This is a genomic window from Dinoroseobacter sp. S375, assembly GCF_049800775.1.
In the GTDB taxonomy this organism is placed as follows: Bacteria; Pseudomonadota; Alphaproteobacteria; order Rhodobacterales; family Rhodobacteraceae; genus Dinoroseobacter.
The window spans coordinates 324958-345630 of the sequence record NZ_JBNAFR010000001.1 but is presented as its reverse complement, the minus strand read 5'-3'; the positions used below and the strand labels follow the sequence as shown (position 1 = coordinate 345630).

The window sequence follows — 20673 nt, the reverse complement described above, 5'->3', positions numbered from 1 at the left end:
GTTCTGGATTAGACAGTGATTGCGGAGGGAACTATTCCGCTGAGGTGAACAATGATCGACAAGCTGCGCAGTATCGCGATTTTCTCGACCGTGGTGCATCAGGGGACGTTCCGCGGCGCGGCGCTGCATCTGGGGCTGGCCCCTTCGCGGGTAAGTGCGGTGGTCTCGGATCTGGAACGGGATCTCGGGGTGACGCTACTCTATCGCTCGACCCGGCAGCTGTCCCTGACGCAGGAGGGGCGGATCCTCCACGCCAAGGCGCAGGAGATGCTGGCCGCCGCCGAGACCGGGCTTGACGCGATCAACCCGCTCTCGACCGAGCCGAGCGGCGCGCTGCGGGTGTCGGCCCCGGCCTTCGTGACCCAGACCGCGCTGATCGACGACATGGCAGCCTTCGCCAAGACCTATCCCAAGGTCGCGCTGGAGCTCTATTTCACCGACCAACAGCATGACCTGATCAAGGACCGGTTCGACGTGGCGATCCGCGCAGGCTGGCTGTCCGATAGCGAGCATCTGACCCGCAAGATCGGCGATGCGGACCGCCTTCTGGTGGCGAGCCCGGACTACGCCGCCTCGAAACCCGCGCCGACCCATCCCAGCGATCTGGAGAGCTGGGACTGGGTGCGTTTCGCGGTGCGCCCCGACCAGACCGAGCTGACAGGCGAGGATGGGACCGTGGTCTCGGTGACCGGGCAATCCCATGTCACGGTCAGTTCGGCGGATGCGCTTTACGAGTTCTCGGCGCGCGGGTTGGGGGTGACGGCGATCCCCGAGCATCTGGCCTGTCGCGGCTTTGAGCGCGGGGATCTGGTGCATGTCCTGCCGGACTGGTCGCTCAAGGCGCTTGGCATCTTCGCGGTCTGGCCGGACCAGTCGCGCCGCGAGAACCTGACCATGCTGTTCGTGCGCTTTCTGGCCGAGCAGGGGGCCTGCACCGATCAATTGGGCAAGTCGTCGTAATCCGAGACCAGCAGGCGGAGCGGGGCCTCGTCCTCTTCCACCTTGGCAAAACGCCCGATGGGCTCGCGAAAGATGTTGTCGGTCAGGTCGTCATTCACGGTCGAAACCTCGCCGATCAGAACCGGTCCGCCCTCGCCCCAAAAGGCGTGCCAGTCGCCCGGTTGCAGGGTAATGCTCTCGCCCGGGGCCAGTTTCAGCACCTCGCCCGGTGCAAAACGACGCGCGATCCCGTCACAGATCACCTCGCCACCGCGATCCTCGGCGAAGTTGCCCTGATCGTCGGAGCCATAGAGCTCGATCGCCAGCGTCGCGCCGCCGCGATTGATGATGTCCTCGGTCTTCACGATATGGGTGTGCATCGGCGAGAGCTGATCCGCCTGCGAGATCAGCAGTTTTTCCGCATAGACCATGCCGCGCCCGCGTTCGAGATTGGCGAGCTCCCCATTGCGCAGGGTGAAGAGGAACAGCCCCATCTCGTCGAACCGGCCCGCACCGTAATCGGTGATGTCCCAGCCGAGCCGGGCCCCGGTGATCCGACCGATATCGGTGCGGGTGCGGAAGGTCTCGGGCGCCCAGTCGGCAAAGGGGGGCAGGACAACGCCATGGCTGGCCATGAAGGCCGCGCCCTCGGTCAGGACCTCGTTGATACGCGATCGTTTCATGCGGCCAGCTCGTAGGTGTTGAGGATCTCGATCACCATGGCGGCGGTCCATGTGAAATGGGGGCCGCCACAGGGCTCGGCGGTGATCGGGTCGTGATATTCCGCAAAGCCACTGGTCTCGATCAGCCGCAGGCAGTCATTGATGATGCGCGGGATGATCTCGGTCTCGCCCGCCCGGGCAAAGCCATCGGCGACCATGTAATTCACGATCAGCCAGACCGGCCCCCGCCAATAACGCAGCCCGTCAAAGGCCGGATGGGTCGGGTCATGGCTGGGGATCAGGTAGTTGCAGCTTTCGGCCAGTGTCTCGATCCGGCGGACGAGAGCCGCGGCCCGTGCCCTGGGGATCGGGGCGAAGGTGGCGAGGATCCCACTGATCGAGGGGCTCTGGATCAGCGCGCCCTGACAACGGTCATAGCAAAGGTACTGGCCCATCTCGTCGCTCCAGAGCGTCTCCATCGCGGCGACGCCCTTGGCAACCATCGCACGGGACGCCTCGGCGATCTCGTCCATGCCGAGCCGCGCGGCCAGATCGGCCACATCCTCGCAGGACCGGATCAGGATCGCGTTGAAGCCGGGATCCACCACCTTGAAGGGGGAGGCGTCATGCAGTTTCGTATTGTCCCAGCCGAGGCTGCGGAACTTTTGCACGAGCCAGATGTAGCGTTTGTACTGCTCATCCGTGGGCCGGTGGGCCGGGTTGGCATGGGTCGTGTCGCGGCGCACGAAGGCGCCGACGCCCTCGGTGGGCACGCGTTCGAACGCGGCGTCCCAGTCCACCGAATTGTCCCGCCCGGATTCCCAGGGGTGGAGCAGGGCGACTAGCCCGGTCCCCTCCGGGTCGCGGGCCCGATAGAACCACTCATGCCAGGCGTGGATCTTGGGCAGCAGGGCGCGGGCCTGCGCGCGGGCCAGCGCCTTGTCGCGGGCCCGGTCATGGATGCGGCGGACCGCAAAGCCCGTGACCGGGGGTTGGGTGATGCCCGTCGTGGGGACCGTGCGACCGGTCCCCCAGACATCCGGGCCGGGGAAGTAGCCATCATCGGGCTGGTGAAAGATGATGTGCGGCACCATCCCGTCTTCCCATTGATGCGCCATGAGCGTCTCGATCTCGCCCCAGGCCCGGGGTTCGTCGAAATGCGCGAACCCCAGGGCGCTGAGCGCGGAATCCCAGTTCCACTGGAACGGGTAGAGCCCGTGGGTGGGCACCGTATAGGTGCCCCTGTCATTGTCGCTCAGCACTTGCCGCGCGTGCTGGAGCATGTCGGTATGGTTCATGCTATTCATGTCACTCCTGAGGGTCAGGCCACCGCGAGGGTGGTTTCCGGGTCGAACCAGCGGATCCGGTCCGGCATGGGCGAAAGCTTCAGCGTCTCGCCCGGCTTGACCTGCATCTCGCTGTCGAGGATCGCCCGGAAGAGGTTGCCGTCCAGATCGCAGGTCACCAGCAGATGCGCGCCAAGGGGTTCGACCACCTTGGCCACTGCCGGCAGCCCGTCCTCGGACAGACGCATATCCTCGGGACGGATGGCGAATTGCAGGTTGGCATTCGCCGCCGCAGGCCCGTCAAAGGAATGACCCGCCACCGAGAACTTGCCACCGCCCTGCGGTGTGGCCGAAAGAAAGTTCATCGGCGGGTTGCCGATGAAGCCCGCCACGAACTCGGCAGCCGGGTTGCGATAAACCTCGATCGGGGAGGCTGCCTGAACGATTCGCCCCTGATGCATGACGCTGATCCGGTCGGCCATGGACATGGCTTCGACCTGATCATGGGTCACGTAGATCGCGGTCGTGTTGCTCTCGGCGAGCACACCTTTGAGCTCGGCCCGCATCTCCATCCGCAAGAGCGCATCGAGGTTCGAGAGCGGCTCGTCCATCAGGATCACGTCCGGCTCCATCGCCAGCGCGCGGGCCACGGCCACACGCTGCCGCTGACCCCCCGACAGCTCGCCGGAATAGCGGCTCAGAAGCTGGTCGATATGCATCAGACCGGCGGTACGCTCCACCCGGCGCGTGACCTCGTCATCGGGCAGTTTCTGCATGCGCAGGCCGAACCCGATATTTTCGAACACGGTCAGGTGCGGGAAGACCGCGTAGTTCTGGAACACCATCGAGATCCCGCGATCCTTCGGCGCCAGGTGATCGACCCGGCGCCCCCCGATCCAGATCTCGCCTTCCGAGGCCGTCTCCAGCCCGCAGATGATCCGCAACAGGGTGGACTTGCCGCAGCCCGAGGCCCCGAGCAGGACCATGAACTCCTGGTCCTGAATGGTGAGGTTGATGTCATGCAGCGCCTGGTAATCCCCAAAGCGTTTCGCGACGTTCTTGATTTCGATAACAGCCATGTCTCTAGGCTCCTTTATCTGGCAACCGCGTAATCAGCGGTTGGCGATGCCCCACATCGCGAAGAGGTATTTCCGCACGGCGAAGATGAAGATCAGCGCCGGCACGACGAGAATGAAGCCGCCTGCGAATTTCAGGTGCAGGGGCGAGGTGTCGAGGTTCTGCAGAAGGAACGCGGTGAGCGTTCGGTTCTCGATGGTCAGAACGGCGGCCGCGAAGACCTCGTTCCACGAAATCACGAAGGCGAAGATCGCCGAGGCTGTGATCCCGGGCAGAACCAGTGGCAGGATGACCTTCTGGAAGGCCGTCAGCCGGTTGCACCCCAGGGTCCATGCGGCCTCTTCCAGCTCGATTGGGATCCCCGAGAAGAGCGAGAAGGTGATCAGCACCGCGAAGGGAATGGCGAGCGTGGTGTGCACGAGGGCGAGCCCGAACACCGTGTCGTCGATCCCTGTGCGGATGAACATCACCGCAAGCGGCAGCGCCAAAAGGGGCAGGGGAAAGGCCCGGGTCAGCAGGATCAGGAGCCGGAACAGCTCCTTGCCGCGAAACTCGAACCGCGAGAGCGCATAGCCTGCGGGTGCCCCGATGACGATGGACATGACCATGGTCATCGCCGCCACCAGGATCGAGTTCTTGAGCGCCGTCAGGATGCCCTCGAAATTGGCAAAGAAGGTCAGGCTGCTCAGGTCGAACTCTGGCACGAAGGCCTTCGGGTAGGAGTTCACCGCTTCCGGTGAACTCAGGGTGTTGATCAGCAGGAAGTAGAGCGGAACAAGCACCCAAGCGCAGAGCAGGACCACGGCCGTGATATAGACATAGCGTCCCGCCTTCCTGGAATCCGCCGCCTTTTCGACGACATCTGTGGTTGCAGCGGTCATATCGTGGCTCCTTTCGGAACGCGCAGCGCACGCATGATGATGAGGGTGAAGGCGATGGAGATCACGAGGATGATCAACGCGATGGCTGCCGCCGCGCCGCTATTGAGCAGCTCGAACTGATAGGCATAGGTCTCGCCCATGAGCACCGGAAACAGCGTTCCGCCAAGGGCCTGGACAACCGCGAAGACCTCAAAGGCGAGGATCACGCGCAGGACCAGCGCCGTCTGCAGCGAGGGCCGCAGCATGGGCAGGGTGATCTTCAGGAAGCGTTGCCAGGGCGTGGCGCCAAAGACCTCGCCCGCCTCGTAGTATTCCTTGGGGATCAGGCCGATGCCCGCCACGAGAATGACCAGCATGATCGCGGTCGCCCGCCAGATCTCGGCCAGCATGATCGCCACGAAGACCATCACGGGGCTGGTATAGCTGAGGAAGTTCGTCGGGCTGTCGATCAGTCCCAGACCGCCCATCATCGAGTTGAGGAAGCCGGACTGCTCGAAGATCGCGAGCCAGATGATGCCGGCCGCGAGATCCGAGATCCCCAGCGGGATCGTCCAGATATACAGGATCATGTCCCGGCCCTTTTTCATCTTCGTGACCATGGTCGCCATCAGAAGCGACAGGGCCAGCTGCACGGGCACAACGGCCAGGGCCAGCAGGAAGGTGTTCTTGAGCGAGATCGGGAATTTCCAGTGCGTGGTCACGTCCCGGAAATTGTCCATGGTGAAGCCGGAGCCGTTGCTGAACGCCTGCTGTGCCACCAGAACGAACGGGTAGAGAAAAAACAGGCAAAGAAAGAGCGTGACCGGCAAGATCAGGAAATAGGGTAGTAGTCGCGGGTTCATGTGCCGCCCCCCGGTTTACGCCTAAGCGCGGTGTATCAATGAGAATTTGGGCAGTTCGGACCGGTGCGCGATCCGAACTGCGGTGCGGGGGCGCGGCGCGTGGCAGCGCCCCTGCGGGAGGATTACTCGACCGGGCAGGCGCCTTCGGAGGGCGCATCCGGCGCCCAGCAGGGCGCGCCGGTGTCGTTCATGATCCGCACGAGCGTCTTCTTCTGATCCTCGAGCACGCGCTCGATGGGTTGACCGGCCAGCACGATGCGCTCGAACGTGTCCACGAAGACCCGGTTGAAGTCCCCGCCCTTGTTGCCGAGACCCGCCGGAAGCAGGCCAGGATTGGCATCAGGCGAGGCGCTCATGATCGCAACCGCGTTGCCCGCAGCCTTTACCGACGGGGGCAGGTCATCGGGCAGGTCCACATCCACGACCGGGAAGAAGTTGGTCGCGCGCAAGGTCGCCACCTGCGTCGCGGGGTCCATCAGATGGCCGATCAGCGCCTTGGACGCCTCCATATCCGGCGCGGTGCGCGGAATGGCGATCCCGGCGATCACCGGCATGAACCCCCGACCCTCGGGCCCTGCGGGCGCGGGGAAGGCCACGAAATCATCCGGGCGCTCGTTGAAGGCTGCGGCCAGTCGCGAGGTGTGGTCAAAGGCGATCCAGACATCCTCGTTCAGCAACTGCTCCTGCAGGAACGAGAAGTTGGTGGAGCCGGGATTGGTCACGGCCCAGAGCTCTTTCATCTTCTCCCAGGCCGTCACGGCCTTGTCCGAGGCAAAGGTGCGCACCACACCATCGGTGTAGGACGGGTACAAGTAACCTTGGAAGAAGCGGTGCTTCAGCCCCTTTGGCCCGGCCGGGAAGCCGAACTTGGCGGATCCGGTCGCCTCTTTGACATTGGTCGCCCAGGCGATGAGCTGGTCATAGGTCAGGGTGTTGATATCCGCGCCCTCGGGCAGATGCTCGAGCGCCTTGGTATTGGCCGCCATGATGTAGCTGGCCTGCATCCAGGGGATGTATTGCTTGGCGTCCGTACCGAGCTGCGCAAGGCTGTTGAACGTGTCGCTCTGCGCGCCGAGGCCGAGCTCGTCCAGATCCACCAGATCATCGGTGCTCATGGCCGAGAAATCGCCATGCAACGCCCCCAGAAGACCGATCGAGCCCGAGCCGGCCTTCAACTCGGCATTCAGGCGGGTCAGCCACGGACCTGCATCATTGGGCTGGTAATCCACCTCGCCCGCACCATCCAGAACCTGCTCGCGCACAGCCTGGGCTTCTTCCACCGGCTTGGCCTGGGTCGACCAGAACAGTACCTCTGCCTGAGCGGCGGTCGCTGCAACCAGCAGCGCCAAACCCGAAACGGCACCGGCAAACTGAAACTTAAGGGTCATAATCTCCTCCCAATTTGAACCCTAGGGGGACAACTCATGTCGCCTCCCTCCAGCATCGCGGGGCGGCCATGGGCCCGCCCGAGATGCGTCTTGCGTCCCTGCGCCGTCATTCACCTGGGTGAGGGGCCGCCGCAGAATCTGCCCTTAGGGTGGTATAACGTTATACCTCAGGTCAAGAAAAATTCTCGACACACGGAGCCACAGGGCGAGGGGAGGCATTAATTGGTTGTTTTAATGCGAAAAATCTCAAAAACAGCGTCAGAGATGTGATTAAACGATGTATCTGATATATGCTCAGATCGGATGCGGCTATACTTTAGCGTCCCTTGGATCACCGCCAGAACAGGAAGACCCGCGATCATGTCCGTGAAGCCCAAGCTTGAAACCGTGGCGCGCGAAGCTGGCGTTTCGGTGGCGACTGCAAGCCAGGTGATGCGCGGCACCGGGCGGATCTCGGAGAAGACCCGCAAGCGGGTTTTGCAGACCGCCAAGCGGCTGAATTACGTACCTGACGGACGCGCAGCCTCCATGCGTTCGGGCGAGAGCCGCGAGATCGGATTTGCCATCCATCAGATCGCCAACCCGTTCAATGCCGAGGTGATCAGCGGGGCCAGTGACCTGCTGGAAAGCGAGGGCTATCTGCTCTCGGTGCTGGATGCGCGCGACGATGCGCTGCGCCAGCGTCAGCAGCTCGAGGCCTTCATCCGCAGCTCCCGCGCCGGGTTGCTCTGGGTTCCGGCGCAGGACACGCCGCGCACCACCTATGAGCTGCTGGCGACCCATTCCCTGCCGACGGTGACTTTCCTGCGCCGGGCTGATGTGGACAGCATCGACCATGTGGGGATCCAGAACGCCGCCGCGACCGCCATCGCAACCGAGCATCTCGCCGACCTCGGCCACCGCCATATCGCCTTTCTTGGCGGGACAGCGCAGGTCGAGGTCCGCAACGAACGGATCGAGGGCTATACCCGTGTTCTGACGGAGCGGGGGCTCGGCGCGCCCATCGTCTGGGACTCGGAGGATGACAAGCCGTCGGGCATGCAGGCGATGATGGATCTGCGCGCGGCCCATCCCGAGATCACGGCGATTGTCTGCAACGGCGACATGGTGGCCATCGGCGCATCGCTGGCGCTGATCCGCATGGGGCTTGAGCCCGGCAGGGATGTCTCGATCGTCGGTTTCGACGATATTCAGGACGCCGGCATCGCGACCCCGCCGCTCACCACCATGGCAATCTCGCCCTATGATCTGGGCCGCAAGCTGGCCCGGGTCGTGGTTGATCGGATCAAGGAACCGGACATGCCCGCCGCCTTGTCACTGGTCCCGGCGCGCCTCGTGGTGCGGGGCACGACCGTGCCGCCCCGCGACGACACGGATCCCGCGCGGGGCTGACCCAAGGTCACCCGGACCGACCTTCGCGAGACCTGAGGGCGCGGGCGAAAATCCCGTCCCGCAGGCCGTTGACTTGGTCCGGCCGCTAGGGTTAACGGAACCCAGCTAGCAGCAGCCAGCCTCCCCAAACATCTCGATATGCACACTCAACGGAGGCTCTCTGATGGGACGTTCCCCCTTGGCGATTTTCATCGCCACCACCGCGCTGACCTCACCGGCGGTTGCGGCCACCACCCAGGCGCTGTTTTCCGACCAGACCACGGATCAGGTGATCTATGCCGCCGATCTGAACGGCGATCGCGACACCAATGATGCGGGCGAAACCAAGGTGTTCTTTGGCGCCGACAATGCCAGCGGGCTGGTGGCGCCCACAGGCAACGTGTTTCAGCTCACCCAGTCCGAGGCGGGCGATGTCTATGTGGGCGATGGCGCCAGCGACACGGTGTACCGCCTGCGCGATCTGAACGGCAATGACACAGCGCAGGATGCAGGCGAGGCTTCGGTCTGGTTCTCGTCAGACAATGCCAATGGCTTTGCCCTGCAAACCGCCAACGGGGTTGCCGTGGGCGGCGATGGGGCGGTCTATATCGTCGAGGCCGATACGGTCGGCAACCCGGCGGGCGACGTGGTCTACCGGACCGAGGACCTCAACGGCGACGGGGATGCGAACGATCCGGGCGAGAGCGCGATCTGGCTCGATCTTGGCGCGCTGGACGCGTCCTCCTCGCCCTTCGAAATCGCGTTTGACGGCGACACGGCCTATATCACCGACACCGCCGGGGGCAGTCCGCGGATCTACCGGGCCGAGGATCTCGACGGCGATGGCACGATCGGCGGGGCCGAGGTGGTCGAGTATGTCGCCCAGGGGGATGCGCCCTTCGCGCTGGCCCTCGCGGCGGAGGATGGTGACCTCTTTGCCCAAGACCTCTTCACCGATGGTCTGATCCGCTACACGGATCTCAACGGGGACGGCCTGATCGATGTGAGCACCGAGGCGTTTGAGCTCTGGGATCCGTTGGGCTTTGTCGATGGGGCGATCTTCGATTTCGCCATCGAGGACGGGCGGGGCCTGATCCCGAGCAATGATTTCAACGACAACGACGAGATCCTGTTGTTGACCGATCTGAACGGGGATGGGGATTTCCTCGATGATGGCGAGACGACCAGCCTGCTTCTGGCCAGTGAGCAGGGCAGCCTGCCGCAGCGTCCCCGTTCGGTGCTGTTTTATGACAGCGTAGCCCCGGTTCCGCTGCCTGCGTCAGCGCTGCTCCTGATCGGGGCGCTCGGGCTGCTGGGCGCACGGGCCCGGCGCCGGGCGTGACCCCTTGGCTGGCGGGGGTAATCCCGCCAGACTTTTCATATTTTGCAGTTCCTTACGGTGTGTAGCTCAAGTGTTTTCTGAGGTTGTGCATGGGCCCGACCGTCCCATCCTGTGCAGCAAGAGAAGCGCCGTCAGCGCGAGCGCCGTTGCCAGTACAAAGCTGGCGACCATGGCGGCACTGGCCGCGCTGTCCATCGGGTAGGTTTCCGCGACCTGTGCGCGGACCCCGAGAAACAGCGCGGTCATTCCGCCCGCACCCAGTACGAAGCCGATATTGCGCGACAGGGTGAAGAGCCCTGCCGTCACCCCTTGCTCAGCGGGTGGGGCCGCTGCCATGACCCCGGTTGTGAGCGCGGCCTGCACCAACTGATACGCCATGGCCAGACCAGCAAAGGCCAGTGCGAAACCCGGAACACCGAAGAGCATCGGCAGGCTCGCCATGGCCAGCGTGGTCGCGCAGAGCGCGCGCGCCCCCCACAGCGCGGCCCGGCGCGGGCCCAGCCGCTCGGTCAGCGCGCCCGCGGGCACCCCGCTCAGGGTCGAGGCAACCGGCCCGATGGCCATGCAGAGCCCCATCTCGCGCGGGGCCAGAGACAGCCCTTGGGTCAGGAAAAACGGCCCCACCACGAGGATCCCCATCATGATCACCGAGAGAAACAGGTTGCAAGTCAGGCTCAGCGCCAGATGTGGGTCTCGCAGTCGTGCGAGCGGGAGCAGAGGGTCCGGGCTCCGTGCTTCATGGGCAATCAACAGCGCAAGCCCTGCCGCGATCCCGAGCAGGGCGGGAAGATGCCACAGGGCGGCCCCCCCCGACAGGCTCGAGAGCCAAAGCACCCCACTTGCAAGCACCAATGCCAGCAGCACCGCACCCGGCAGGTCAAGGCCAGCACGGGTCGCCGGGCGGGGCTTGGCGGGGATGAACATGCGCGTCGCGACCAGCGCCAGCAGCGGCGCGGGGATCTGGACGAGATAGACGGTCTGCCATCCGAAGCTGTCGGTCACCAGCCCTCCGAGGGCCGGGCCCGAGGCGGTGCCGATGGCCGACATCGCGCCCATCACGCCGACCCAGCGTCCGATCTGGGCCCTGGGAACGGTTGCGCGAACGAGGGCGAGCGGCAGCCCGATCATGGCCGCGGCGCCGACCCCCTGGACGCCGCGGGCGGCGATCAGACCCCAAAGGCTGCCGGTGCTGCCGGCCCAGACCGCTCCGATGGCAAACAGGGCGAGCCCAATGGACAGCACCGGGCGCGCACCGAACCGGTCGCCTGCCCGGCCTGCCGGAACCAGAAGCGCCGTGATCGCCAGCAGGTAGAGTGAGACCACGAGGTTCGGGTCCGGTCCGGGGTCCGGAAAGGCCAGGGCGAGGGCGGGCAGGGTCACCGCCGCTAGGCTCATCGCGGAGGCGGCCGAGACAATGGCGAGGGCGGGGCCCATGAGGCGGGTCCAGACCGCGCCTTTGGGTGCCGGGGCGGAGAGGGGAAAATCGGGGGAGGAGTCCATGCTGTCTGCCTGTCTTGAATCATCGGGACAGGCAGTCTACGACTTGAAGCCAGCTTTAGGACAAGGGGGCCGGGATGGATATTGCCGAGGTCGCCGCGCAGAGTGGTGTCGCCCCCTCGGCGCTGCGGTATTACGAGAAAATCGACCTGATCCGTTCGACTGGGCGCAATGGGTTGCGCCGGCAATACGACCCGGATGTGCTGCACCGCCTTGCCCTGATCTCCATGGGCAAGACGGCGGGGTTCGCGCTGGATGAGATCGCGGCGATGTTCCGTCTGACCCCGACGCTGGAGCTGCCCCGGGCCGAGATCGCGGCGCGGGCCGCAGCGCTGGAGGAGGAGATCGCCCGTCTCGAAACCCTCGCGCGGATGATGCGCCACGTGGCCAGCTGCCCGGAGGAGAACCATATGGACTGCCCCCGGTTCCGCACCATGCTGCGCGCGAGCCAGCGCGCCCAGACGCGGAGCTAGCGGCCCGGCGCCCAATCCGACGGGCCGTATGCCTGCATGATCGTTTCGAACCGCCCATCGACCCGCAGAGCGGTCAGGCTCCGATGCAGCGCCCCTGCGTACACCAAGGCGCTTTCGAGCGCGGGGGAGACGGCGAGAAACAGCCCGACCCGCTCAAGGCATTGCCGATCGACGCCGGTCGAGACGCGGGCCATCCATAGTCGCGATCCGGTGCTTTCTCGACATGCAGCACCGCGTCCGCGCGCCCAGAGTGATGTCCTTGAACTGCCCGGCAAAGGGTTGCGGAGCAAAGAGCACCTCGTAGACCTGATCGACCAGCCGGTCCCGCACCGGCTCGGTGGCAAAGCCCGGCGCTTCGGGCAACAGCACTTCGTTCGCATCGGTGCAGACATGGGGGCACCAAAAGGAACAGGTCACGCGGTTCGTCTCGCTTTCACTGGCTGCACCGAGCGCGCCCAACGAGAGCGCGAGCCCAATGGCCAGGGAGGGACGCCGAAAAAAAGCCGGCATCAAGGCAACCCTTTCGTGTTTATCGGGTCAAACGGACGGGGTGCTGACGAAAGCCCTTTTCGTGCCTCGATCTCGTTAGCCTGCACATCGAGGATCGAGAGGAACCGCGAGACCTCGAACACCTCGCGCACCAGCCCCGCGACCACTGTAGAGCAGCAGGGATCAGCCAGTGGCAACCAGCGATTGCACGATGTAGAGAAAAACCCGGAGCCCGGCACTGGCCACGAAGGTGGCCCTACCTCGAACGAGCAGAACGTAGGCGGGACCTCTGCTCAGGGCGTCGCTCAGCTCGGCCTCGAAGCTTTCCTGCTGGCCTGGCATTTCGTTGAAGGCGGTGATCTCCCCGCCCTTCTCGTCACGGTTTTACATCGGGTTGACCATCGAGGCCGCCTCGGTGCGGATCAGAAGCGCCGTGCGTCGCCGAACTGGGTGGTCGCATTACGACGGGTCACTGCTTCGATCACGCTGAGCACCCCATCGCGCTGAGAAACATCAGTATATTGATGATGCCCAAGAAGCGGTGCCAAACGGAGCGGTGGATGGGCATCACCGCGCTCATGATCGTCATGCTCCGGTGCAGGGCGGCTCAGGCAGCCGCCAGAGTGTGGTAGCCATCGCATGTCTCCCCTGCGAAGAGGATCATGCTTTTGCGATGCGCTGAACGGGCAGGTCGCCATAGGCATATCCCGCGCCGGACACCGCGATCAGCACCATGGTGGCAGCACGGATCTCGAGCGTCAGGAACAGCACCTTAAGACGGGCGGCAACAGTCACCCCCAGCAGGATGGGTTGCGCCTGTTTCAGCCCGAGCATCCCAGCCCGCAAGGGACCCACTACGACGAAATCCGCGACCGAGCCGCTCTGGGTGATGGTGATCATCACCGCTCCGAGCAGCATCCCGCGATGGGGCCGGTCGGTGAAACGCGCGATGGTCTGCCGCAGCTGGTGACTGGCAAGCTGCCGCAGGTTCTGGCTGAGAAAGTGCAACGCAAAGAAGACGATCCCGAGCCGGCCGAGGATGTCCGCACTCATGCTGATGGAGAACGGCATGGCGCGAAGATCAGGCCAGACGCGCGTGCGTCAACCGGGCCGATCGGGGTTACCGGGCCCATGGACGCATCGCAGCCATGCGCGGGACCATCTTCGGGCGCTGCGGTCTTGGTCGGATCATGGTCGCGTCCCGCTACCCAGCAACGCCAGCGTCTATGCGCTTGTGGGGGAAATTGTTGCGAGCCTGGAATGCTCTACCTTGAAAACAGGCGTCCTCCGGGCGGTTAGCTCCGGAGGGACGCGCCCGCAGACTACGGCGGAGATCTGCAGGTACCAGCCCGTAAGGCTTGGGCAGCCAAGGCCAACTCTGGGCCCTAAGCTCGGCCGAACGCGTTGGTTTTACAGCAAACGAAGGGGTTGATGTAACGGGTTCCATGGTCAACATGATCGTCGCAGAAAACGCCCTGGCGATACTCAGACATGGGCCAAGAGCCTTGCGGCCCGACCGGATTTCCGCCTTGTGGCCGAATGCGTGAGCTCTGCCGAAGCGGCTTCGCAGCGCGCCGATGTGATGATCGCCGACCTGAAAACTCCCGATGGGGATGGCTTCGACCTGATCCGGCTCGCGCGCAAGCAATCGCCCGAAATGGAGAAACTGGTGATCTCGGTGCTCGGCGACGAAGAGAGCGTGGTGACGGCGATCTCGACCTCGGTGGCCCTTTCCATCATCCGTGTTGTGCGGCAGGTGGATGCCCAGGACGCGACCGAGAAGGTCCTCAACGCTCTCGCGAGATCAACTTCCTCAGAGGGTCGCCAAGGGCTTCACCGACAAGGACGTGGCCCAGAAACTCGGAATCTTCAGCAACGGGGTCCCTAGCCCTATCAAGAACATCTACCGCAAGCCCGAGGTGAACTCCCGGGCCGAAGCGGCATCCTCGGAGCCTTCCGCGCGCGTGCCGAGCAGAAGCTCGCCGTGACCGGGATCACCCTGGACTGGAAAATGGTCGAGATCCCTTCCATGGCCGGTCAGACCTCTTCGCTTGCTCTGCACATTCTGCGGGTCATGCAGCGGACGGTGACACATGCAGTGAAGTATTCCCGAGGCGGAGATCGCGGGACCATCCGCTTCGCCTTCGGCCAGGACCCGTCTATGCAGTTGAACATTACGGTCGAGGATGAAGTAGGCCTTCCGAAGGCGACAAGGGCGTCGGGCAGGGGCTGCGCGGCATTGCCGAGCGTTCCCGGAGCCTCGGTAACGATCTCAAGCTGTCCTTCACGGACACGGGGACCGTCATGCGCCTGAGCGCTCCCATCGAGACACACTGCAAAATCAGCCTCTCGCGCGCCGCGGAATGCTGCATGGTCCGATCCCGGTCTCGGTGTGATGGAAAGGCAGTGGCGGTCCCTGAAGGATTCGAACCCTCGACCGATCGCTTAGAAGGCGATTGCTCTATCCAGCTGAGCTAAGGGACCTCACCGCATTCAGGTATGGCACAGCAAAGTGCTTTGTAAAGACTGTTATCCGGGGCAATTGCGGGGGAGGGGCGTTCCGCGTCGCGGACAGGCAAGAGGGGGCATTTCTGCCCCCTCGCAAGATCAGTGGCCGGTGAAGACCAGCAGGTTGAACGGCATCAGCAGCGCCCGCAACCGCAGGCCCGCAGCATGCACCACGCCCACCGTGTCGATCACGTGCAGACCGATGAATTGCAGGGTGCTGAGATCCTCGTTCTCAAGCCGGTCGTGGTTGTTGGTATAGGCTGTAGCCAAGCACCGGCTTCCGGGCGGGAGCAGGTCGGTCGTGCCCGCATAGATCGGTTCCATGAACACGGTTACCGTCCCCGGAGCGCGCCGCCGCGAGGTATCCAGTAGCTCGTCCGACGGACGGATCTGCCCGGCGGCGATGACATCCTGCACCTCGGTGATGATCATCGGGATGATCGTGAAGGGTTTGCCGATACAGGTCATCTCTGCGACCGTGCCAGGCTGCACCACCTGGGTGGCGACCTGGTCGAACCCGGCCTGGAACCGACCGCGCCCCGCATCGCTGGGCACGAGGATCCCGGCAGGACGCAGGATCGGGTTCACCACGTCGCCGGGGCGCAGGGTGAACTGTTCGATCGTGCCATCGACACCCGCATAGATTGTCAGCTTCTCGATGGTCGCCTGCGCCTGGGCCAGCGCGGCCTCGGCCGTGGCCCGTTGCGCGGGCAGCAGCACGTCGATCTTCGTGTTCACCGCTTCGAGTTCGGCCTCGGCCGCATCCACCGCGCCCTGGTTCTGGTCGCGTTGGTTGCGCAGGGTGTCAACTTCGCGCTGGGTTACTGCTGATGAGCCCTCGGCGATCAGGGTCTCGCGCCGGTTCAGATCGTCTTCGGTCTGGGTCAGCGCGGCCATGGCCTGTTCCAGCGCGCCGGTGGCCGAAGCCCGTTCGGACTGGGCGAGCTGCAATTGCGCGTCGATCTCTTCGATCTGGCGGCGCGCGGTCTCGGCGGCTGCGTCCTCGCTGGAGCTGTCCATGCGGAACAGCGGATCGCCCGCCGCGACCAGCTGGTTGTTGCGCACAAACACTTCCTCGACGCGCCCGGCCGTGGTGGACACGATAGTCAGGGTGCGGAAAAACGAGGTGACATTGCTGGTTGTCGGGTGAAAGTAGAAGACCACGGTTATCAGGCTGATGGTGAGCATGGCGCACATGGTGATGCCCCAGCGCAGCTCGTACCACACCGTGAAGAAGTTGATCTCGGCGCCCCATTTCCGCCCCTGAACGCGGCTGCGGAACAGGTAGTCGGGCAGGATCGTGATCAGCGAGCAAATCGTCAGTTCAAGCATTTACTCTGTCTCGCGCTCTGGCATGGTCTTTGGCTCGGCGGCCTTGCTCGTCAGATCCCTGAGGGAGGACGCAATGGAATTCAGAGGCGTGATCAGATCCGGGGGCCGGAAGGCCGCAATCACCAGCGCACCGACCCAGAACAGGTTGTTATGGGTAAAGAGCGCGAGCATCGCGAGCACGCTGATCAGCTGCAACTGGGTGCTGTTGGAATGATGCGCCATCTTTTCCGGCATCGCGTGGAGGGTGAAATAGGCGACACCCAGTCCGAGAATGACGAATATGACGAAGAAGATCATAACGGTCATGAGGTAGTCGCTGCCATCGGCGGCGGCGACGAAGCGGGGCAGGTGCTCGGGCGCCATCGGGTGGGCTTCGGGGGTCATGCGGGTCACGCCTCCATCGGTCAGGGCTTGCATAATCGTCGGGCAGGCTACGCCTGCCGCAGCGGCTTGGCCAGCCGGATCTGCCAAAAACAGAGGTTATTCGCGGGCTCAGCCCCCGTATTTCACGCACATTCCGTCGCAGGAAGGCCTGGCCGGTTGGCATTGCGGACCCGGATCAGGCGCTTTGCAGCCCTGCGCCCGTTTCGGTCTCGCCAAGCGCGGGGAGGATCGTGCGCAACCAGTGCTCCACATCCTCGACCGTGGGGTCCAGAACCTGGGCAACTCCGCCGGTGAACGTCTCGAACGCCTCCCGGTTGAGGCTGTTCAGACCGACCAGAACCGGGATGTCCCGCGACAGCGCCTCGGCGATCAGAGGGCGAAAGCCGCGACCACCGGCTTCCTGCTTGCCGAACTTGTTGACCACCAGCAGGTCTGCATCGGGCAGGAAGGATTCCGAGATCCCGATGGCACTTTCCAGCGCTTGCGGATCGAGGCGACAGCCCCGCGATCCCGCGCCAAGGCTTTGCGAGATCCGCACCACGGGCCCGTCGGGCAGGATTTTCACATCCATGTCGCAGGGTTTGTCATCGCCGCAATCGGTGTTGGTCTGAACCGTACCGCACAGCTTGAGCCCCGCATGTTGCAGGCGCGCTGCGACCTCCCAAAGCAGAAGGTCGGTGCCCCCGCGGGTCGAAGCCATGGTACAGGCGATATTCATCGGCGATCTCGTTTCTCAGTCTGGCGGGCCAAAGGGCAGAAAGGCAAGTTCGGTTCCCGCCGGTATATCGCCAGTCGGGGCCGGAAGACAAATGAGACCATCGGCCTGTGCCAGCCATGTGATGTGCCCGCTGCTCCGGCTGTCCGGGCAGATCACCGTGATCGCACCGGGCCCGGCGGTTCGGTCGATGCGTGCCAGACGGTATTCGGCCCGGCCCGCGCGGTGCTGCAGGGGGTGAGCGCATCGGACTCGCTCTGTTAATTTCGTATTCTTGTCAATGCCTTGGAGTCGGTTCATCATGTGACGCCCAAAGAGCTTCCAGGTGACAAAGGCCGCGACCGGGTTGCCCGGCAGACCGAGCCAATGCGCCTTGCCAAGCTGGCCGGAACACACCGGCTTGCCTGGCTTGATCGCGACGCCTGCGAACGCCATCCGTGTCCCGAGCGCGTCCATCGCCGGGCGCACATGGTCTTCCTCGCCGACCGAGATACCCCCGGTGGTGACGATCAGATCGACCTCTTCCGCCAGCCCTGCCAGCAAGCTGCGGGTCGCTGCGCGGTCGTCGGGGGCGTGATGGACCGAGACCTCCGCCCCGCTCGCGTTGAGCGCAGTCTGGAGGAGCGGGCCATTCACATCCCAGATCCCGGCGGCATCCCGGGGATCATCCGGGCTGCGGATCTCATCGCCGGTGATCACGAGGGCCGCGCGCGGGCGGCGCGAGACCCGGACCGTGCTATGGCCTGCTGCGGCGATGGAGGCGATCTGCCTTGGTCCCAACCGCTGCCCAGCGGCGGCCAATTCGGTGCCTTGCGCGGCGATCTCGCCCGCGCGGCGTACATGGCTGCCGCAAGGCGGGCGCTCGGGCAGGGTGATCCCGCCGTCCCGGCGCGTGACATCCTCTTGCATGACCACCGTATCGGCCCACGCGGGCAAGGGCGCGCCGGTGAAGATCCGCGCCGCGCCGCCGGAGGGGCCCTCGGGCCACTGACCCGCTGCAATACGCGCGCCCACGGGCAGCTGCCATGGACCGTCCCCTGCCAGATCCGCCGCGCGCAGGGCGTAGCCATCCATGGCGGCGTTGTCGAAGGGGGGCAGGGCAGCCCGGGCTGTCACCGGTGCGGCGAGGACCCGACCCGATGCGTCGGTCAGGCGGAGCTCCTCGTAATCCCGAAGGGGGCGCACCGCCTCCCCAAGCCGCGCAAAGGCGGTTTCGACAGAGATCAGCGCTGCCGTTCGGGCCGGATCATCGCAGGCACAGACCGGGTTGCGCATCGGGCGGTTCATGGCACGCTCCCATCCCTCAGGCGGTCGGGGCCAATTGGCCTGCCGCGTCCAGCAGGATGAAAACCGCGCGATCGCCCAGCCCGGGGGTGCCGAGCCGCTGGTAGTACCACTCGCGCGCAGGCCCGGACTGGGCCAGCGCATAGGCCAGCGTATCGGCTCGTTCCGCCGCGGCGATCTCATCCGCCATCTGGCGCTGCAGCGCGTCACTTCCTTCGGCGAGCACCACATCCACCGCCGCGTGACGCGCGGGCATCGCGTCGTCAACGAGATGGGCCATGGCCACCTCCGGAGGCTGACGACGGATGGCCGCCGCCCGGATCAGCGCGTCCGGATCCCTGAGCGCGGCGGCGAGGCAGGGGCTGTCGGGCGCGCGTGCGGCCAGCACCGCAAAGGCAGCGCCACGAATGACCGGGTCCTCGTGATCATGGGCGGCATGGGCCGCACTCAACAGATCCTCGGCACAGGCCGGGTCGGGCGAGGTTTGGCAGAGCGCCGTCCAGATCGCGCGCTGTGCGCTGTCCGGCGCCGCAAGGCGGGCGGCCAGCAGGGCCGGGACCATGCCATCAATCCGGGCGGTGCCGCAGATCTGGATCGCTTCGGCAACCAGCGCCTCGGCCACGGCGGCGGGCCCTTCGACGGCGCGGCGACGGCGGCGTTTCGACGGGGCCTCTTCGGGGGTGTCCTCGGCCAGATCCGCGTCCTCTGGCATGGCCTCCATCGGGGCGAGGATGGACGCAAGGGTCGACTGACCGGTTGCCTTGGGGGCTTCGGCCTGCTCGATGATCTCTCCTTCGAGGGAAATCCGGATCCGGCACGGGCCGCTCTCGCCCTCTTTGGGCACGGTCATGTCCGGCCCGTCGCCGAGGGCGGTGTCCTCTGCTTGCGTTGCATCTTCGGCCAAAAGCGTGCCGTGAATGGCTGCGCGGACGGCTTCGGCCGCCGCGTCATCCCCGGCCTCGGCCCGGTCGCGCAGGGCGACCAGCGTCGTGGCGCGGATCTGCTGCGCCGGGTTGGACAACAGCGCGGTCAGGCACCCGGTCTCGACGGCCGGATCCATCCCGGCCAGTGCCTTGACGGCAGCGATGCGGGCATCGAGCGGGCGCAGAGGATCCGCGATCAATGTCAGCAATGGTGCGCGCGCGCGGTCCGGTGCTCGGCGCGGCAAGTGCCGGGCGACGGCGCGGACAAGCGCCTGCGCGCCCTGATCCAGCCAGGCCAGCATGTTGTCCACCAGCGCTTCGGCCACGTCGGGCGCGAGATCTTCGGCAAGGGTGTCCAGCGCGGCGGCTTGCACCTCGGGCGCGGGGTCCCGCAGGGCAGCGATCGGCAGATCCGGCTGCGCGGACGCGGCTTGGTGCAGGGCGGCCACACGCACGGATGCCGCCGGGTCCTCGGCAGCAAGCCGGGCCAAACGCGGATCACCCGGATCCATCTGGCTCAGGGCCCGGGCCCGGAGCGGCGCATCGGGGCTCGCGATCAGCGCGTCCAGATGATCGGCCAGCGCCGCAGGGTCCAGCCGACACAGCATGGACAGCGCCCGACGCCGGGCCGGTCCGCCCTCGGTCTGCAGGATCGCGAGGAGCCAGACCACCCCCTCATTGCCCATCCTCAAGAGCGCCTCGAAGACCGGGATGTCGAGGGTCTGGCCAAGCTCATCATCCCGTGCCGCCATCAGATCGGGGATGGCCGCCGTCACGCCCATCTCGCCCAGGGCGTCGATGGCCGCGATCTGGATGTCGAGCCAATCCTCCCAATCGCTGTTCTCATCCTCCCAGGCCACATGGTCCTCGCAACGCGAAAGGCTGAGCGCGCGGATCCGCGCCAGCGCCGAGCTGTCGCGCAGACGTGCCAGCCCGGAGAGGGCGGCGCGCTTGACCTCGCGCACGGGATCGTTCTCGAGCGAGAAGATCAGGGTCTCGGCATGATCGGGCGCGGCACTAAGTCTCAGCGCCTCCATCGCATCGGTGCGCACATCGGGGTCGGGGTCCATCAGCGCCTCGGTCAGAAGCGGCAGGGACAGGGCAGGGGCGACCCCAAGACCGGCAAGGGCCTTGATCGCCGCGCTGCGAAGAATTTCGTTTTCACTCCGGATGTGAGTGGCCAGCATCGCTGCGGTCTCGGCGGGCATGGGGGCCATGGGCAAGTCACGCATCGGATCTCTCATATGTCTGGAAAGGTCCCCCGGCGCAGGGCGCGCCGG

Annotated in this window: 21 protein-coding genes and 1 tRNA gene; 6 read left to right on the top strand and 16 right to left on the bottom strand. The window is 65.2% G+C overall.

Features of this window, described 5'->3' with window-relative positions; genetic code table 11:
- Positions 1-51: 51 nt before the first annotated feature.
- On the top strand, positions 52-960 hold the full coding sequence (locus tag ACP150_RS01575; RefSeq protein ID WP_424964784.1) for a LysR family transcriptional regulator: 909 nt from the start codon (positions 52-54) through the stop codon (positions 958-960).
- Here ACP150_RS01575 and ACP150_RS01570 read toward each other — a convergent pair.
- The 6 genes from ACP150_RS01570 to ACP150_RS01545 all read right to left on the bottom strand — a co-directional run bounded on the left by ACP150_RS01570 (position 939) and on the right by ACP150_RS01545 (position 7075).
- Complete coding sequence (locus ACP150_RS01570) at positions 939-1622, bottom strand: D-lyxose/D-mannose family sugar isomerase (RefSeq protein ID WP_424964783.1); 684 nt, start codon at positions 1620-1622, stop codon at positions 939-941. The genes ACP150_RS01575 and ACP150_RS01570 overlap by 22 nt on opposite strands.
- The gene (locus ACP150_RS01565) at positions 1619-2899 is read right to left on the bottom strand and encodes an MGH1-like glycoside hydrolase domain-containing protein (RefSeq protein ID WP_424964782.1); all 1281 of its coding nucleotides are present in this window, start codon (positions 2897-2899) and stop codon (positions 1619-1621) included. Before ACP150_RS01565 ends, ACP150_RS01570 begins: the two co-directional genes overlap by 4 nt.
- A gap of 23 nt (positions 2900-2922) precedes the next feature.
- Positions 2923-3966 carry an ABC transporter ATP-binding protein gene (locus ACP150_RS01560; RefSeq protein WP_424964781.1) on the bottom strand — a complete coding sequence of 348 codons (1044 nt, stop codon included), beginning with the start codon at positions 3964-3966 and terminating at the stop codon, positions 2923-2925.
- 33 nt (positions 3967-3999) lie between these two features.
- Positions 4000-4845 carry a carbohydrate ABC transporter permease gene (locus tag ACP150_RS01555; protein WP_424964780.1) on the bottom strand — a complete coding sequence of 282 codons (846 nt, stop codon included), beginning with the start codon at positions 4843-4845 and terminating at the stop codon, positions 4000-4002.
- Positions 4842-5687, bottom strand: a complete 846-nt coding sequence (locus tag ACP150_RS01550; protein WP_424964779.1) for a carbohydrate ABC transporter permease — start codon at positions 5685-5687, stop codon at positions 4842-4844. The genes ACP150_RS01555 and ACP150_RS01550 overlap by 4 nt, the downstream gene beginning before the upstream one ends.
- Positions 5688-5809: 122 nt before the next feature.
- Positions 5810-7075, bottom strand: coding sequence for an ABC transporter substrate-binding protein (locus tag ACP150_RS01545; RefSeq protein ID WP_424964778.1), 1266 nt, complete (start codon positions 7073-7075; stop codon positions 5810-5812).
- 360 nt (positions 7076-7435) lie between these two features.
- Between ACP150_RS01545 and ACP150_RS01540 the strand changes: the two genes are divergently transcribed.
- Together ACP150_RS01540 and ACP150_RS01535 are read left to right on the top strand one after the other, a co-directional pair.
- Positions 7436-8467 carry a LacI family DNA-binding transcriptional regulator gene (locus ACP150_RS01540; protein WP_424964777.1) on the top strand — a complete coding sequence of 344 codons (1032 nt, stop codon included), beginning with the start codon at positions 7436-7438 and terminating at the stop codon, positions 8465-8467.
- A 163-nt stretch (positions 8468-8630) separates the two neighbouring features.
- Positions 8631-9788: a hypothetical protein gene (locus ACP150_RS01535; protein WP_424964776.1), complete on the top strand. Its 1158-nt coding sequence runs from the start codon at positions 8631-8633 to the stop codon at positions 9786-9788.
- Between the two features lie 66 nt (positions 9789-9854).
- On the opposite strand, the gene ACP150_RS01530 is transcribed toward ACP150_RS01535, so the two are convergent.
- Positions 9855-11288 (bottom strand): MFS transporter, encoded by a 1434-nt coding sequence (locus ACP150_RS01530; protein ID WP_424964775.1) that lies wholly within the window; start codon positions 11286-11288, stop codon positions 9855-9857.
- A 74-nt stretch (positions 11289-11362) separates the two neighbouring features.
- Between ACP150_RS01530 and ACP150_RS01525 the strand changes: the two genes are divergently transcribed.
- Positions 11363-11758: a MerR family transcriptional regulator gene (locus ACP150_RS01525; protein ID WP_424964774.1), complete on the top strand. Its 396-nt coding sequence runs from the start codon at positions 11363-11365 to the stop codon at positions 11756-11758.
- Between the two features lie 153 nt (positions 11759-11911).
- On the opposite strand, the gene ACP150_RS01520 is transcribed toward ACP150_RS01525, so the two are convergent.
- The 3 genes from ACP150_RS01520 to ACP150_RS01510 all read right to left on the bottom strand — a co-directional run bounded on the left by ACP150_RS01520 (position 11912) and on the right by ACP150_RS01510 (position 13300).
- Positions 11912-12268, bottom strand: coding sequence for a hypothetical protein (locus tag ACP150_RS01520; protein ID WP_424964773.1), 357 nt, complete (start codon positions 12266-12268; stop codon positions 11912-11914).
- Between the two features lie 162 nt (positions 12269-12430).
- The gene (locus ACP150_RS01515) at positions 12431-12589 is read right to left on the bottom strand and encodes a hypothetical protein (protein ID WP_424964772.1); all 159 of its coding nucleotides are present in this window, start codon (positions 12587-12589) and stop codon (positions 12431-12433) included.
- A 318-nt stretch (positions 12590-12907) separates the two neighbouring features.
- On the bottom strand, positions 12908-13300 hold the full coding sequence (locus ACP150_RS01510; RefSeq protein WP_424964771.1) for a Na/Pi symporter: 393 nt from the start codon (positions 13298-13300) through the stop codon (positions 12908-12910).
- 490 nt (positions 13301-13790) lie between these two features.
- Here ACP150_RS01510 and ACP150_RS01505 point away from each other — a divergent pair, with 490 nt between their 5' ends.
- Entirely contained in the window at positions 13791-14135 is a 345-nt protein-coding gene (locus ACP150_RS01505; protein ID WP_424964770.1) for a hypothetical protein, read from the top strand.
- Positions 14095-14235, top strand: coding sequence for a hypothetical protein (locus tag ACP150_RS01500; RefSeq protein ID WP_424964769.1), 141 nt, complete (start codon positions 14095-14097; stop codon positions 14233-14235). The genes ACP150_RS01505 and ACP150_RS01500 overlap by 41 nt, the downstream gene beginning before the upstream one ends.
- 419 nt (positions 14236-14654) lie before the next feature.
- On the opposite strand, the gene ACP150_RS01495 is transcribed toward ACP150_RS01500, so the two are convergent.
- The 6 genes from ACP150_RS01495 to ACP150_RS01470 all read right to left on the bottom strand — a co-directional run bounded on the left by ACP150_RS01495 (position 14655) and on the right by ACP150_RS01470 (position 20625).
- Positions 14655-14731: transfer RNA gene (locus ACP150_RS01495), tRNA-Arg, on the bottom strand.
- Positions 14732-14854: 123 nt separating this feature from the next.
- The gene (locus tag ACP150_RS01490) at positions 14855-16087 is read right to left on the bottom strand and encodes an HlyD family secretion protein (protein WP_424964768.1); all 1233 of its coding nucleotides are present in this window, start codon (positions 16085-16087) and stop codon (positions 14855-14857) included.
- Entirely contained in the window at positions 16088-16471 is a 384-nt protein-coding gene (locus tag ACP150_RS01485; protein ID WP_424964767.1) for a hypothetical protein, read from the bottom strand.
- Positions 16472-16646: 175 nt separating this feature from the next.
- On the bottom strand, positions 16647-17189 hold the full coding sequence (locus ACP150_RS01480; protein ID WP_424964766.1) for a DUF2478 domain-containing protein: 543 nt from the start codon (positions 17187-17189) through the stop codon (positions 16647-16649).
- Positions 17190-17204: 15 nt separating this feature from the next.
- Positions 17205-18473, bottom strand: a complete 1269-nt coding sequence (gene glp, locus ACP150_RS01475; RefSeq protein WP_424964765.1) for a gephyrin-like molybdotransferase Glp — start codon at positions 18471-18473, stop codon at positions 17205-17207.
- A 16-nt stretch (positions 18474-18489) separates the two neighbouring features.
- On the bottom strand, positions 18490-20625 hold the full coding sequence (locus ACP150_RS01470; RefSeq protein ID WP_424964764.1) for a HEAT repeat domain-containing protein: 2136 nt from the start codon (positions 20623-20625) through the stop codon (positions 18490-18492).
- Positions 20626-20673: the final 48 nt, after the last annotated feature.

Coding starts and splice junctions, on each gene's coding strand:
- ACP150_RS01575 (WP_424964784.1), top strand. CDS start 52: ATGATCGACAAGCTGCGCAGTATCGCGATTTTCTCGACCGTGGTGCAT.
- ACP150_RS01570 (WP_424964783.1), bottom strand. CDS start 1,622: ATGAAACGATCGCGTATCAACGAGGTCCTGACCGAGGGCGCGGCCTTC.
- ACP150_RS01565 (WP_424964782.1), bottom strand. CDS start 2,899: ATGAACCATACCGACATGCTCCAGCACGCGCGGCAAGTGCTGAGCGAC.
- ACP150_RS01560 (WP_424964781.1), bottom strand. CDS start 3,966: ATGGCTGTTATCGAAATCAAGAACGTCGCGAAACGCTTTGGGGATTAC.
- ACP150_RS01555 (WP_424964780.1), bottom strand. CDS start 4,845: ATGACCGCTGCAACCACAGATGTCGTCGAAAAGGCGGCGGATTCCAGG.
- ACP150_RS01550 (WP_424964779.1), bottom strand. CDS start 5,687: ATGAACCCGCGACTACTACCCTATTTCCTGATCTTGCCGGTCACGCTC.
- ACP150_RS01545 (WP_424964778.1), bottom strand. CDS start 7,075: ATGACCCTTAAGTTTCAGTTTGCCGGTGCCGTTTCGGGTTTGGCGCTG.
- ACP150_RS01540 (WP_424964777.1), top strand. CDS start 7,436: ATGTCCGTGAAGCCCAAGCTTGAAACCGTGGCGCGCGAAGCTGGCGTT.
- ACP150_RS01535 (WP_424964776.1), top strand. CDS start 8,631: ATGGGACGTTCCCCCTTGGCGATTTTCATCGCCACCACCGCGCTGACC.
- ACP150_RS01530 (WP_424964775.1), bottom strand. CDS start 11,288: ATGGACTCCTCCCCCGATTTTCCCCTCTCCGCCCCGGCACCCAAAGGC.
- ACP150_RS01525 (WP_424964774.1), top strand. CDS start 11,363: ATGGATATTGCCGAGGTCGCCGCGCAGAGTGGTGTCGCCCCCTCGGCG.
- ACP150_RS01520 (WP_424964773.1), bottom strand. CDS start 12,268: ATGCCGGCTTTTTTTCGGCGTCCCTCCCTGGCCATTGGGCTCGCGCTC.
- ACP150_RS01515 (WP_424964772.1), bottom strand. CDS start 12,589: ATGCCAGGCCAGCAGGAAAGCTTCGAGGCCGAGCTGAGCGACGCCCTG.
- ACP150_RS01510 (WP_424964771.1), bottom strand. CDS start 13,300: ATGAGTGCGGACATCCTCGGCCGGCTCGGGATCGTCTTCTTTGCGTTG.
- ACP150_RS01490 (WP_424964768.1), bottom strand. CDS start 16,087: ATGCTTGAACTGACGATTTGCTCGCTGATCACGATCCTGCCCGACTAC.
- ACP150_RS01485 (WP_424964767.1), bottom strand. CDS start 16,471: ATGACCCCCGAAGCCCACCCGATGGCGCCCGAGCACCTGCCCCGCTTC.
- ACP150_RS01480 (WP_424964766.1), bottom strand. CDS start 17,189: ATGAATATCGCCTGTACCATGGCTTCGACCCGCGGGGGCACCGACCTT.
- glp (WP_424964765.1), bottom strand. CDS start 18,473: ATGAACCGCCCGATGCGCAACCCGGTCTGTGCCTGCGATGATCCGGCC.
- ACP150_RS01470 (WP_424964764.1), bottom strand. CDS start 20,625: ATGCGTGACTTGCCCATGGCCCCCATGCCCGCCGAGACCGCAGCGATG.